Source organism: Sphingomonas changnyeongensis (assembly GCF_009913435.1).
GTDB classification, from domain to species: Bacteria; Pseudomonadota; Alphaproteobacteria; order Sphingomonadales; family Sphingomonadaceae; genus Sphingomonas_B; species Sphingomonas_B changnyeongensis.
On the sequence record NZ_CP047895.1, the window covers coordinates 745409 to 757930 of the forward strand.

The following is a 12522-nucleotide window of genomic DNA, read 5'->3' on the forward strand; positions in this document are numbered from 1 at the left end:
CATGTCGACCCAAGCCCTGCGGCCCGCACCCGGCCTGGCGGCGCTGCTGCGCCAGCACTGGCCGCTGGTGATCGGCGTGCTCGCGCTGCTCGTGCCGACGATGGTTGCCGTGGCGCGCGACAGCTGGACCGGCGAGACCGGCGTGCATGGGCCGATCGTGCTGGCGACCGGCATCTGGCTGTTCGCCCGCCGCTGGGCCGAGCTGCGCGCGATCCGCCGGCCCGGCAGCGCCGCCGGCATGGCCGCGCTGATCGTGCCTGCACTTGCCGTCTATGCCTTTGGCCGGGCGTTTGATTTTCTGGCGATCGAGGTGCTGGCGCTGGGCGGCGTCCTGCTCGGGCTGTTCTACGGCTTTTTCGGGCTGGAGGCGGCGCGGCGGATGTGGTTCCCGCTCGTCTATCTGCTGTTCGTCGTGCCGATCCCGGGCTGGGTGATCGATTCGATCACCGGTCCGCTCAAATCCTATGTCTCGGTCAGCGCCACCTGGCTGCTGACCCATGCCGGCTATCCGATCGTGCGCGAGGGGGTGACCCTTTATGTCGCCCAGTATCAGCTGCTGGTCGAGGATGCGTGCGCCGGGCTGAACTCGCTGATCAGCCTGACCGCGATCAGCCTGTTCTACATCTATATCTCGCACAATGCGTCCTGGCGTTATGCGCTGTTCCTGATGCTGTGGATCGTGCCGGTGGCGCTGCTTGCCAATCTGGTGCGGGTGATCATTCTGGTGCTGATCACCTATCATTTCGGCAATGCGGCCGCGCAGGGCTTTCTGCATTCGACGGCGGGGCTGGTGATGTTCGCCACCGCCCTGATCGGCATTTTCCTGGTCGACAGCGTGATGAGCCCGGTGCGCAAGCTGCTTTCGGGAGGCGCACGATGATCGACCGCCGTGATCTGCTGGTCGGGCTGGGCTGTCTGGCCGCCGCGGGCGCCGCCGAGGCGATGCGCCCGCGCGAACGCATGTCGCTGCTCGGGCCGCGCAAGCTGGAGGATGTGGTGCCGCGCAGCTTCGGCCCGTGGCGCTACCGCCAGGCCGAGGGGCTGGTGACGCCGACCAGCGAGAACAGCCTCGCGGCGAAGCTCTACAGCCAGTCGGTCGGCCGTCTCTATATCGGCCCCGACAACAGCATCGTCATGTTGCTGATCGCCTATGGCGACACGCAGAGCGACACGCTGCAGCTGCACCGGCCCGAGGTCTGCTATCCGGCCTTCGGCTTTGCGATCAGCGGCGATGCGCCCGCATCCTTCCCGATCGGCTCGGGCGTCGCCGTGCCCGGGCGCAACCTGATCGCCAACTCGCCGGGCCGCGACGAATATGTCAGCTACTGGACACGGATCGGCGAATATCTGCCGACGTCCAACGCCGAACAGCGGCAGATGAAGCTGCAGACCGCCTTTCAGGGCAAGATCCCCGACGGCGTTCTCGTGCGCATCTCGACCGTGGGCGGCGATCCGACACAGGCCTTCGCCAACAACCGTCGCTTCGCGGCCGATCTGATCGGGGCGATGGCCCCGGCGGCGCGCGCGGCGCTGATCACCACCGACAAGGCGCGGGCACTCGCCGGAGGGAAGGCCTGATGCTGCAGCCGCTATCGCCTGGCACGGCTGAGCCTGGCGGGACGCCGATCCCGCCGCAGCTCCAGCCCTTCGAGCTGGGGGACACCCAGACGCGCTCGCCGGTGATGCTCGACATCGTGACGCTGCTGCTGCGTGTCGCCGAACTGGTCGTCGTCGCCTGCGCCTGCTTCGCCGCCACGGCGCTCGCGCTCGATTTCGTGCCGCCGTCGATGGTCGATTCCTATGGCAATGCCGCGCTCATCGGCGCGCTGCTCTATGCCGGGCTGTCGGAAGTCGCCGGTGCCTATGACATCGATGCGCGCTTCTCCGTCCGCCAGGGCTGGACCCGGGTCGTCACCGCCTGGATCGCGACCAGCATGTTCCTGATGACCATGGGCTTCATGCTCAAGGTGTCGGAGGATTTCTCGCGCGGCTGGGCGCTGACCTGGTTTCTGGGCGGCGGCGGCGCGCTGATCGTCACCCGCGGCCTTGGCACGATCTGGCTGCGCCGGCTGAAACAGCGCGGGGTGCTCAACCACCGGGTCGCCATTTTCGGCGCCGGGTCTCAGGGCGACCGGCTGGCCAAATATATTCTGGGCAATGACAAGCTGACCATCGATCTGGTCGGCTTTTTCGACGATCGCATGCCCGAGCGTCTGCCCCCGCGCGAAGTCGGCCTGCCGATGCATGGCGCGCTCACTGATCTGATCGCCCATATCCGGCGCGGCGAGGTCGATCAGGTGATCGTCGCCTTGCCCTGGTCGGCGGAACGGCGGCTGCAGGAAGTGGTCGCGGAGCTGGCGATCACCCCGGTCCGCATCCGCCTCGCGCCCGATCTGGCCACCTTCGCCTTTTCGCAGCGCCCGGTCGTACTGCTCGGCGACCTGCCGGTGATGACGCTGTTCGAGCGCCCGATCTCGGGCCTCGATCAGGTCATCAAGCGCATCGAGGATCTGGTGATCGGCACGCTGGCGCTGATCCTGTTGTCGCCGCTGTTCCTGGTCGTCATCCTTGCGATCAAGCTCGACAGCCCCGGCCCGGTGTTTTTCCTCCAGGACCGCGAAGGGTTCAACAACCGCCGGTTCAAGATCTGGAAGTTCCGGTCGATGCGGGCCGAGCGCTGCGAGGCCGACGGCATCACCCAGGCGCGCAAGCAGGACGACCGTATCACCCGGGTCGGCCGTTTCATCCGGCGGACGAGCATCGACGAGCTGCCGCAGCTGTTCAACGTGCTGCGCGGCGAAATGTCGCTGGTCGGCCCGCGCCCGCATGCGCCGTCGACCAAGGCCGGCGACCGCGTCTTTTCCGACGTGGTCTCGCACTATGCCGCGCGGCACAAGGTCAAGCCCGGCATGACCGGCTGGGCGCAGGTGCTCGGCTGGCGCGGCGAGACCGACACCGAGGAAAAGCTGCTCAAGCGGCTTGAGTGCGACCTCTATTATATCGAGAATTGGTCGGTGTTTCTCGACCTTTACATCATGGCCCGCACGGCCGCGACGCTGCTGCTCCAGCGCACCGCCTATTGAGTCGGCGGGCCCGGCCGGCGGCGTCCGCCGGGGGCCGCCGCACAATCATGGGTGAGTGGGTCTTAACCACCCACCGAAACTGCCGCATAAGCCGCCCTACATAAAGTGATCCCCGAGATCGCGGACACGATTGTCGTGTTCCGCCACCCCCGGGGGTCCAGATGGCGGTTATCCAGGTTGCGAACTCGGCCCAGCTTTCCGCAGCGCTCGCCAATGCAGTCGGCGGCGAAACGATCGTTCTTGCTGCCGGAAACTATGGCAATGTCGTTATCTCCAACAGGAACTTCGCGTCGAATGTGACGCTGAAGTCCGACGTGGCATGGGGCGCAGACTTTACCGGCTTCACGATTGCCAATGTCAGCAACCTGACCTTCGACGGGATCGAGATCGGCCGCGCCAAGCTCGATTCCGAGGCCGAGTGGACTCAGCTTGCCTACATGACCGGTTCGTCGAACATCACGTTCAACAACATCTTCATGCATGGCTCGCTTGATGATAACCCCTCAACGACATGTGGGGTCTGCTCGTCGACAGCTCGTCGAACGTCAAGATCCAGAACTCGCGCTTCGAAGAGCTTGTCCGCGCGTTCATCTTTGAACGCACATCCGATATCGAGGTCAAGTTCAACGAGATCACCCGCATCCGCAGCGACGGCGGCGATTTCGCGGCGGTCGACAATGTGCTGATTCAGGGCAATCGCTATTCCAATTTCACGCCCAATCCCGGCGACCATCCCGATGCGATCCAGTTCTGGACCAACGGCCAGACGCGCGGGTCGAACAACATCGTCATCCGCGACAATATCGTGCTGCAGGGACCGGGCACGGGCACCCAGGGCTTTTTCATCCGTGACGAGGTCGGCGGCATCCCGCACACCAACATCACGATCGAAAACAACCTGATCTACTCGGCCGATCAGTGGGAAGGCATTTCGGTCGAGGGCGTTGTCGGCCTGCGCATCGCCAACAACACGATCGTGTCGCCGACCACCGACTCCAAGCGGCTGTGGATCCGCGTCGACGTCGCCGATGACGTCGTGATCGAGCGCAACGTGACCGACCAGATCATTCTCGGCTCGGTCACCAACGTCGTGACGCGCGACAATATCGTCTTCCTCGACGATCCGTCGCAGGCGTCGCGGATGCGCAATCTGAACGGCGGTGCGGTTGCGCTGGTCGATGACTTTGTCGTTGACGGCTATGGCTTCCAGCCGGTCACCGCCCCGGCCCGGCCCCGGCCCCGGCCCCGGCCCCGGCCCCGGCCCCGGCCCCGGCCCCGGCCCCGGCCCCGGCTCCGGCTCCGGCTCCGGCTCCGGCTCCGGCTCCGGCTCCGGCCCCCGCGCCATCCCCGGCACCTGCCCCGGATCCCACGCCGAGCCCGACGCCTGCACCGACGCCGAGCCCGGCCCCCGCGCCGGCTCCTTCGCCTGCCCCGGATCCGACGCCGGCTCCCGCTCCTGCGCCGACGCCGAGCCCGGCCCCGGCGCCTGCCCCGGATCCCACGCCGAGCCCGACGCCGGCACCGACGCCGAGTCCGGCCCCTGCGCCGGCTCCCGCTCCCGCGCCTGCCCCGGATCCGACGCCGAGCCCGACGCCGGCTCCTGCTCCTGCGCCTGCGCCTGCGCCGGCACCCACGCCATCGCCATCGCCGAGCGCATCCGAGGCGCTGGCCGTCGGTCGCAAGCTCGGCAACTCGATCCAGCGGCATTTGGGGCGCATCCGGGGCCTGTCGTTCGTGAAGGAGGCCGATCTGCTCGACCTCGCGCCGACTCCAAGCCCGTCGCCCGCGCAGACGTCATCGGCGCTCGACACCGGCACCAGCGTGACCACCGGCAAGGCGGCGGCAGTGGTCGTCACACCCGGCGCCGTGCTGCCCGCGCTTGACGACATCCTGTCCGGATCGCCGGTTGCGCGTCATGCCGACACGGCTGGTGATGCCGGTCATGGGGCCGGGCACGGCCTGGCGGAAGCGATGATCCGGATGCATTTGCCGGCGCTCGACCATTTCACAGCCATGGCCTGACCACGCTGCCGCCAGATCGCCGTTAGAGCGTTTTCAAGCCCCGGCCGCTTTAGGCGATCAGGCGGCCAAGCGTTGCGACCCGGTCGGCCTCTGCCGCCGGCTTGTCCTGGCGGATGCGGGCGATGCGGGGAAAGCGCATCGCCAGCCCCGATTTGTGCCGGGTCGAGGCATGGATCGAATCGAATGCGATTTCGAGCACCAGCGTCTTTTCGACCTCGCGCACCGGGCCGAACCGGCCGGTCGTATGGCCGCGCACCCAGCGGTCGAGCCAGCGCAGTTCCTGGTCGGTGATGCCCGAATAGGCCTTGCCGACCGGCACCAGCTCGCCAGCCTCGGTCCAGCAGCCGAACGTATAGTCGGAATAGAAGGACGACCGCCGGCCGCTGCCGCGCTGCGCATACATCAGCACGCAATCGGCGGTCAGCGGATCGCGTTTCCATTTGTACCACAGCCCGACCCTGCGGCCGCCGACATAGGCGCTGTCGCGGCGCTTGAGCATCACCCCTTCGATCGCGGCATCGCGCGCGCCGGCGCGGATCGCCTCGAGCGTGGTGAAATCATCCGCCTCGATCAGGGCCGACAGGTCGAAGCGTGTCGCCGGCAGCCGCGCCGCCAGCTGCGCCAGCCGCACCCGCCGCGCCGTCCAGGGCAGCGGCCGCAGATCCTCGTCGCCGTCGAACAGGATGTCGTACAGCCGGACAAAGGCCGGATAGTCGCTCAGCATTCTGGCGCTGACCGTCTTGCGGTTCAGCCGCTGCTGCAGCGCGTTGAAGCTTGCCGCCGCGCCGCCCTGCGCCTCCCCGCCCTGCACGTTCAGCGCCTCCGCCCCGCCTGCCCCGCGGATCATCAGCTCGCCGTCGAGCGCACCGGGCTGGGAAAAGGCGGCGGCGATGTCGGGAAAGGCGCGGGTGATGTCGTCGCCCGCGCGGCTGTAGAGCCGCGTCTCGCCCCCGGCATGGACGATCTGCACGCGGATGCCGTCCCATTTCCATTCGGCGGCGTAATCTGCCATGTCCACCCGCCCGTCCTCCAGCGGATGGGCGAGCATGAACGGACGGAACAGCGGCATGTCCTGCATGGCGGGCGCGGGGGCCGCGCCCTCGCCCCAGGCGAACAGCGCCGCATAGGGCGGGGCAAGGCCGTGCCACAACTCCTCGACCCGGTCGAGATCGAGCCCGAACGCCTCGGCCAGCGCGGTTTTGGCGAGCCGCGCGGTCACGCCGATGCGCAGCGCGCCGGTCGCCATTTTCAGGAGCGCGAACCGCTCGCCCGGCTCCAGCCGGTCGAGCAGCCCGGCGAGCAGCGCGGGGGCCTCAGCCCGGCTGGCGCTGCCGAGCCGTTCGACGACGGTGCCGAGCGACAGATCGACCGAATCGGGCGCGACCGGCGGGCGCGGCCAGAGCAGGGCGACGGTTTCCGCCGTATCGCCGACATAGTCGCGGCTGAGCGCGAACAGCACCGGATCGACCCGTTCCATGATCAGCGCGCGGATCATCGCCGGCTTGATCGCCGGCAGGTCGAGATCGCCGGTCAGCGCCGCCATCGCCCAGCCCCGGTCCGGATCGGGCGTGGTGCGCAGATAGTCGCCAAGGATGCGCAGCTTGGCGTTGCGCGAGCGGGTATAGACCAGCCGCTCGAGCAGATCGGCAAAGGCGCGCATCCGCCCGCCCGCTCAGCCCGGCTGCACCGCTTCGAGCAGCGGCACCAGCTGGTCGAGCAGCGCGGCGTCGCCGACCGCCAGCACATCCCCCCGGCTCGCCCCGTCGAGCGGGCGGCCGGCCCAGTCGGTCACCCGGCCGCCCGCACCCTCGATCACCGGCACGAGTGCGGCAAAATCGTGCAGCTTCAGCCCGTCCTCGACCACCAGATCGACATGGCCGGACGCGACCAGCCCGTAATTGTAACAGTCCCCGCCCAGCACCGTGTCGCCGCTGGCCGCGCGCACCCGGTCGAACGCGCTGCACAGCCAGGGGGCGGTGGTCGCGAACAGCGCGCGGTCAAGCGTCGGGCAGGGCCGGGTGCGCGCGGGCTGGCCGTTGAACAGCGTCGGATGGCCATGCGCGCCGATCCAGCGTTCGCCGGTCACCGGCTGGTCGATCACGCCCAGCACCGGGCGGCCCTGTTCGATGAGCGCGATCAGCGTGCCAAAGATCGGGCGGCCCGAAATGAAGGCGCGGGTGCCGTCGATCGGGTCGATCACCCAGACACGCGCGGCATCGGGCCGGTCGGCGCCATATTCCTCGCCCACCACGCCGTCACCGGGGCGATGCGTGGCCAGCAGCGCGCGGATCGCCTGTTCGGCGGCGCGATCGGCCTGGGTGACGGGCGAGGCATCGGCCTTGCTTTCCGCCGCGCAGGCGGTGCGGAACAGCGGCCGGATCGCCGCGCCCGCGGCATCGGCCAGCAGATGGGCAAGGCGCAGATCAGCGTCGGTGACGGCTGTGGCGGCGGCGTGGGAAGGGGCGGCGACGGGACTGTTGCTCATGGGGAAAGCTGTGGCCCGCCGCCCCGCGCGCGGCAAGGGGGGCAAAGGCGCGCCCACCACGACAGGCACAACCGATCCGGATCCATCCGCTTGCCCGATCCCATTGCATGACCCGGGAATTGTGCCGCAAAAGCGCGGCATGAGAACGGGGTGTGCGGACGGGATCAGATTCACCGCGCTCGACAGCCTGAGGGGGCTGAGCGCGCTTTTGGTGGTGCTGTTCCATTTTCATGGGCCCGGTTTGCTCGGCACGCTCGCCATCGTCCGCAATGGCTGGCTGTTCGTCGATCTGTTCTTCGTGCTCAGCGGCTTTGTGCTCGCCCATGGCCATGCGGCGCGGCTGGCGGCGGGCGACAGCATCGGCCGGTTTCTCGCCCTGCGGCTGGCGCGCATCTATCCGCTGCATGCCGTGGTGCTGTTCGCCTATCTGGCCGCAATGCTGGCGGCGGGCCAGACGCTCGCGCCGCCGCGCAGCGCCGGCCAGTTTGTCGAGGCGCTGGCGCTGCTGCACAGTGCGGGCGCGGCCCCCAATCACTGGAGCCTGCCGTCATGGAGCATCGCAGCCGAATGGTGGTGTTACCTGTTGTTCGCGCTGATCTGCGCGCGCGGCGGCCGGGCCACGCCCTGGCTGTTTGCGGCGATGGCGGCGGCGGGGCTGGCGGTCGTCGCGCGCGCGGCACCGCACTGGCTCAACAGCAGCAATGATTTCGGGCTGTTCCGGGGGATGGCGGGCTTCGGGCTGGGGGTGCTTGCGCGGATGGGCTTTGGCCGCTGGCGGCTGGGGGGCACGGGGGCGGAGATTGCGGTGACCATGCTGGCCGCCGCCTTCGTCATTCATGCCGGGGCGGGGCCGCTGACGCTGGCCGCGCCGCTTGTGTTCGTGCCGGTGATCCTGGTGTTTGCGCGCGGGCAGGGCCGGGTGAGCGCGCTGCTGACGCACCCGGGCTTCGTCCGGCTGGGTGTGCTGTCCTACGGCATCTACATGGTCCATCCGCTGGTGCAGGGGCGGGTGTACGACCTGCTGGATCTGATCGGCGGCGGGCGCTGGACGGCAACCGATGCCACCGGCGCGCAGATGCTGGTCCTGCCCGGCTGGGCGGCCGATGCGGTGACGCTGGCGATGCTTGCCGCCGTCGTCGCGGTGGCCGCGATCGCCCATCATCTGGTCGAGCAGCCGGCGCGGCGCTGGGCCGGGCGCTGGCTGGCCGGTCAGCGCGGGTTCAGCGCGGTGGCGGCACGCGGCCGGGGATGAACCGCCGCCAGCTGCTGCATGCCGGATTCGCTGCCCTGGGCGCGCTCGCCGCCGGGCCGCTCCCGGCGGTGCCTGCGCGCGCGGCATCCCGCGCCCAGCCGCGCCTCAATGTCCGCACGATCGGCACCGGTCCCGATCTGATCCTGATTCCCGGCCTGACCAGCGGCCCGGCGGTCTGGGCCGGGCTGGTGCGCGCCCTGCCCGGCCACCGCATCCATCTGGTCCATGTCGCGGGCTTTGCCGGGTTGCCGGCGGGCGGCAATGCGCGCGGGCCGGTGCTCGACGGGCTGGTGGCCGAACTTGCCGGCCATGCCCGGGCCGCGCGGCTGCGCGCGCCGGCGGTGATCGGCCATTCGATGGGCGGGCTGCTGGCGCTGATGCTGGCGGCCCGCCATCCGGCGCTGGTCGGCCGGGTGATGGCGGTCGATATCGTTCCGGCCCCGGCACGCGCGCTGGGCATCGATCCCGGCCTGGGGCCGGTCGCGCGCGGGCTGGTGCAGCTGATGCAGGCCAGCCCCGACGGGCGGCAGGCGCTGGCCGGGCTGGTCACCGATCTGGGCGGCGGACGGGCGGGGCTGAACGGCAGCGATCCCGATGTCGTGGCGCGCGCGACCGGAGAGCTGGCGGCGCTCGACCTGACGCCGCTTTTGCCGCGCATCACGGCGCCGCTCACCATCGTTCATGCGGTGCCCGCCGATGCTGCGGCGGCGGCATCGGTCAGGACGGCCTATCGCACCGCCTATCGCGCCGCGCCCGGTGCCCGGATCATCCCCGTCGGGCCGAGCGGGCATATGGTGATGCTCGATCAGCCGGCCCGGTTCGCCGCCGAGGTGCGCGCCTTTCTGGCCCGCTGAACAGGGGCGTCAGGGCGCGAGGATCGTGTCGGCGGCCACCGGCAGCGTGTCGGGATAATCGAGCGTGTAATGCAGCCCCCGGCTTTCCTTGCGGGCGAGGGCGGAGCGCACGATCAGGTCGCTGACCTCGACCAGATTGCGCAGCTCGACCAGATCCGGGGTCACGCGAAAATTGCCGTAATAATCGGCGACCTCGCGGCGCAGCAGCGCGATCCGGTGCTGGGCGCGTTCCAGCCGCTTGGTGGTGCGCACGATGCCGACAAAATCCCACATGAAGCGGCGGATCTCGCGCCAGTTATGCTGGACGACGACCTCTTCGTCCGAATCCGACACGCGGCTTTCGTCCCACGGGCGGATCGGCGGCGGCGCGGGCAGATCGTCCCAATGGGCCGCGATATGGGCGGCGGCCGCCGCGCCGAACACGAAACATTCAAGCAGCGAGTTCGACGCCAGCCGGTTCGCCCCGTGCAGGCCCGACTGGGTGACCTCGCCCGCCGCATAAAGGCCCGGCAGGTCGGTGCGCCCGTCCCGGTCCACCATCACCCCGCCACAGGTGTAATGCTGCGCGGGCACGACCGGGATCGGCGCGCGGGTGATGTCGATGCCCAGCCCCAGCAGCTTGGCATGGATGGTCGGGAAATGGCTGGTCACGAACGCGGGCGGCTGGTGGCTGATGTCCAGATGGACATAATCGAGGCCCAGCCGCTTGATCTCATGGTCGATCGCGCGCGCGACGATGTCGCGCGGCGCCAGTTCGGCGCGGGGATCGAAATCGGGCATGAAGCGGTGGCCGTCGGTCGGCAGCTTCAGGATGCCGCCTTCGCCGCGCACCGCCTCGGTGATCAGGAAGTTTTTGACGTCGAGATTGTAGAGGCAGGTCGGGTGGAACTGCATGAACTCCATATTGGAGATGCGGCAGCCCGCGCGCCACGCCATCGCGATGCCGTCACCGGTCGCACCGCGCGGCGCGGTCGAATAGAGATAGGTGCGGCCTGCCCCGCCGGTGGCGAGGATCGTCGCCCGGCCGGTGAACAGCTCGACCCGCCCGGTCTGGCGGTTGATCGCATAGACGCCCCAGACATGGCCGTCGCCCGAATAACGCTGGCCGTGCCGGCTGGTGACCAGATCGATGCACACCCGGTCGGGCACCAGCGTGATGTTGGGATGGGCATGGGCGGCGCGTTCGAGCGCCTGCTGCACGGCCCAGCCGGTCGCATCATCGACATGGACGATGCGGCGATGGCTGTGCCCGCCTTCGCGGGTCAGGTGCCAGCCCATGCCGTCCTCGTTGAACGGCACGCCGAGTGCGGCCAGCCGGGCGATTGCGGCGGGTGCGTTTTCGACCACGAACTCCACGGTCGCGCGGTCATTGAGGCCCGCGCCCGCGATCATCGTGTCCTCGATATGTTTTTCGAACGTGTCGCCTTCGTCGAGCACGGCGGCGATGCCGCCTTGCGCCCAGGCGGTCGAGCCTTCGGACAGCCCGGCCTTGGCCAGCACCACCACCCGGAACCGGTCGGCCAGGTTGAGCGCCGCGGTCAGCCCGGCAGCGCCCGAACCCAGGATCACAACGTCGAAATCATGCGTTTCGCCCAAGGCCTTCGCCCTCCCTTGAGCACGCGCATAGAGCGGTTTCGGGGGAAGGGGAATCTCCCGGAAAGACCGGAGCCGGTGGGGGAGCGACGGGGCCGGGGCGTGTTCCGCGCGCGCCTCGCGGTGCAAGGGTGCGTCTTTGTCTGGTCGCGGCACCGGTCCGCACCCCCACCCGGCCTCCCAACGGCAGGATACGCTATGGGAGGCCGGGTGGGGGTGCGGGCCGGTGCCGCCCGTGCGGCGCCAGCCGCACCATAAACAACACCCCCGGTGCCGCGCCTCCGTCAGCCCTCGCCGGACTGGCGCTCCAGCGCGTGGATCACATGTTCGGCGAACAGCCGCGCGGTCGGCGACGGCACCGCCGCCTCGATCAGCGCGATTTCGGTTTCGTCGAGCGGCGGCAGCCCCGAATCGCGACCCAGTGCATGGAGCGGCGTCGGCACCATTTCGCGCGGCAGCACGGTGACGCCCAGCCCTGCCTTCACCGCCGCCTGCGCGCCGGTGAGGCTGGTCGAGGTATAGGCGATGCGCCAGCGCCGACCGGCTTCCTCCAGCGCCTCGATCGCGCGCTTGCGATAGACGCAGGGCTGGGGCGACACGATCAGCGGCACCGCCTGCTCGTCGGTCAGCGTCGTGCGCTCGCGGCCCACCCAGACCAGCGGTTCGCGCCACACCCGCACGCCGCGCAGCGGCGTCGCCGGTTCGCGCTTGACCAGCACCAGATCGAAATCGCCGGAGCGGAACCGCTCGAGCAGATTGAGGGTCAGATCGCAGGTCACCTCCAGCTCGACGAGCGGATGCGCCTCGGTGAAGGCGGCAAGGACCACCGGCAGATGCACGGTGGCGAAATCCTCCGGCACGCCCAGCCGGACCAGCCCCGCGACATCGGGTTCGAGCAGATCGGCGAGCGCCTCGTCATTGAGGCGGAGAAGCTGGCGCGCATGGCTGAGCAGCTTTTCCCCGTCGACGGTCATCCTGAGCGTGCGTGACGAGCGCTCGAGCACTGCGCGCCCGAGCATTTCCTCCAGCCGCTTCACCTGCAGGCTGATCGCCGACTGGGTGCGGCCGAGCTGATCGCCGGCGCGGGTGAAGCCGCCCGTGTCGGCGATGGTGACGAAGGTCCGGAGCAGGTCCAGATCGAGATTGCGAATGCTCATGGAATCCGTTTAACCGATAAACATTCCCTGTGTCAATGCATCCGATAATATCTATTCGTTTCCAAAATGGCGTTCA

At 69.2% G+C, this 12522-nt stretch carries 12 protein-coding genes; 7 read left to right on the top strand and 5 right to left on the bottom strand.

What is annotated here, in order from left to right; all coding sequences use genetic code 11:
- Position 1 precedes the first annotated feature (1 nt).
- The 3 genes from xrtV to GVO57_RS03865 are packed head-to-tail and all read left to right on the top strand — an operon-like array spanning position 2 to position 3083.
- Positions 2–880, top strand: coding sequence for an exosortase V (gene xrtV, locus GVO57_RS03855; protein WP_160592008.1), 879 nt, complete (start codon positions 2–4; stop codon positions 878–880).
- Positions 877–1578, top strand: a complete 702-nt coding sequence (epsI, locus tag GVO57_RS03860; RefSeq protein WP_160592010.1) for an exosortase-associated protein EpsI, V-type — start codon at positions 877–879, stop codon at positions 1576–1578. The genes xrtV and epsI overlap by 4 nt, the downstream gene beginning before the upstream one ends.
- Entirely contained in the window at positions 1578–3083 is a 1506-nt protein-coding gene (locus GVO57_RS03865) for an undecaprenyl-phosphate glucose phosphotransferase (protein ID WP_160592012.1), read from the top strand. Before epsI ends, GVO57_RS03865 begins: the two co-directional genes overlap by 1 nt.
- A 62-nt stretch (positions 3084–3145) precedes the next feature.
- On the opposite strand, the gene GVO57_RS03870 is transcribed toward GVO57_RS03865, so the two are convergent.
- Positions 3146–3565, bottom strand: coding sequence for a hypothetical protein (locus tag GVO57_RS03870; protein ID WP_160592014.1), 420 nt, complete (start codon positions 3563–3565; stop codon positions 3146–3148).
- A gap of 29 nt (positions 3566–3594) precedes the next feature.
- Here GVO57_RS03870 and GVO57_RS03875 point away from each other — a divergent pair, with 29 nt between their 5' ends.
- Together GVO57_RS03875 and GVO57_RS03880 are read left to right on the top strand one after the other, a co-directional pair.
- Positions 3595–4821, top strand: coding sequence for a right-handed parallel beta-helix repeat-containing protein (locus tag GVO57_RS03875; protein WP_160592016.1), 1227 nt, complete (start codon positions 3595–3597; stop codon positions 4819–4821).
- Complete coding sequence (locus GVO57_RS03880) at positions 4818–5105, top strand: hypothetical protein (RefSeq protein ID WP_233281463.1); 288 nt, start codon at positions 4818–4820, stop codon at positions 5103–5105. The genes GVO57_RS03875 and GVO57_RS03880 overlap by 4 nt, the downstream gene beginning before the upstream one ends.
- 49 nt (positions 5106–5154) lie before the next feature.
- Here GVO57_RS03880 and GVO57_RS03885 read toward each other — a convergent pair whose 3' ends face one another.
- Positions 5155–6765: a cisplatin damage response ATP-dependent DNA ligase gene (locus GVO57_RS03885; protein ID WP_160592020.1), complete on the bottom strand. Its 1611-nt coding sequence runs from the start codon at positions 6763–6765 to the stop codon at positions 5155–5157.
- 12 nt (positions 6766–6777) lie between these two features.
- A complete protein-coding gene (hisN, locus tag GVO57_RS03890) occupies positions 6778–7590 on the bottom strand; it encodes a histidinol-phosphatase (protein WP_160592022.1) in 813 nt (270 codons plus the stop codon).
- Positions 7591–7729: 139 nt separating this feature from the next.
- On the opposite strand from hisN, the gene GVO57_RS03895 reads away from it, so the two are divergent.
- Positions 7730–8842, top strand: a complete 1113-nt coding sequence (locus tag GVO57_RS03895; RefSeq protein WP_160592024.1) for an acyltransferase family protein — start codon at positions 7730–7732, stop codon at positions 8840–8842.
- Complete coding sequence (locus GVO57_RS03900; RefSeq protein WP_160592026.1) at positions 8839–9696, top strand: alpha/beta fold hydrolase; 858 nt, start codon at positions 8839–8841, stop codon at positions 9694–9696. Before GVO57_RS03895 ends, GVO57_RS03900 begins: the two co-directional genes overlap by 4 nt.
- Before the next feature lie 9 nt (positions 9697–9705).
- Here the strand turns inward: GVO57_RS03900 and nadB are convergent, their stop codons facing one another.
- Positions 9706–11292 (bottom strand): L-aspartate oxidase, encoded by a 1587-nt coding sequence (gene nadB, locus GVO57_RS03905; protein WP_160592028.1) that lies wholly within the window; start codon positions 11290–11292, stop codon positions 9706–9708.
- A gap of 281 nt (positions 11293–11573) precedes the next feature.
- Positions 11574–12446: a LysR substrate-binding domain-containing protein gene (locus GVO57_RS03910; protein WP_160592030.1), complete on the bottom strand. Its 873-nt coding sequence runs from the start codon at positions 12444–12446 to the stop codon at positions 11574–11576.
- Positions 12447–12522: the final 76 nt, after the last annotated feature.

Excerpts from the sequence above, each read along its gene's own strand:
- GVO57_RS03870 (WP_160592014.1), bottom strand. The coding sequence starts at position 3,565 with ATGCATGAAGATGTTGTTGAACGTGATGTTCGACGAACCGGTCATGTA.
- hisN (WP_160592022.1), bottom strand. The coding sequence starts at position 7,590 with ATGAGCAACAGTCCCGTCGCCGCCCCTTCCCACGCCGCCGCCACAGCC.
- epsI (WP_160592010.1), top strand. The coding sequence starts at position 877 with ATGATCGACCGCCGTGATCTGCTGGTCGGGCTGGGCTGTCTGGCCGCC.
- GVO57_RS03910 (WP_160592030.1), bottom strand. The coding sequence starts at position 12,446 with ATGAGCATTCGCAATCTCGATCTGGACCTGCTCCGGACCTTCGTCACC.
- GVO57_RS03875 (WP_160592016.1), top strand. The coding sequence starts at position 3,595 with ATGTGGGGTCTGCTCGTCGACAGCTCGTCGAACGTCAAGATCCAGAAC.
- xrtV (WP_160592008.1), top strand. The coding sequence starts at position 2 with ATGTCGACCCAAGCCCTGCGGCCCGCACCCGGCCTGGCGGCGCTGCTG.
- GVO57_RS03865 (WP_160592012.1), top strand. The coding sequence starts at position 1,578 with ATGCTGCAGCCGCTATCGCCTGGCACGGCTGAGCCTGGCGGGACGCCG.
- GVO57_RS03895 (WP_160592024.1), top strand. The coding sequence starts at position 7,730 with ATGAGAACGGGGTGTGCGGACGGGATCAGATTCACCGCGCTCGACAGC.
- GVO57_RS03900 (WP_160592026.1), top strand. The coding sequence starts at position 8,839 with ATGAACCGCCGCCAGCTGCTGCATGCCGGATTCGCTGCCCTGGGCGCG.
- GVO57_RS03885 (WP_160592020.1), bottom strand. The coding sequence starts at position 6,765 with ATGCGCGCCTTTGCCGATCTGCTCGAGCGGCTGGTCTATACCCGCTCG.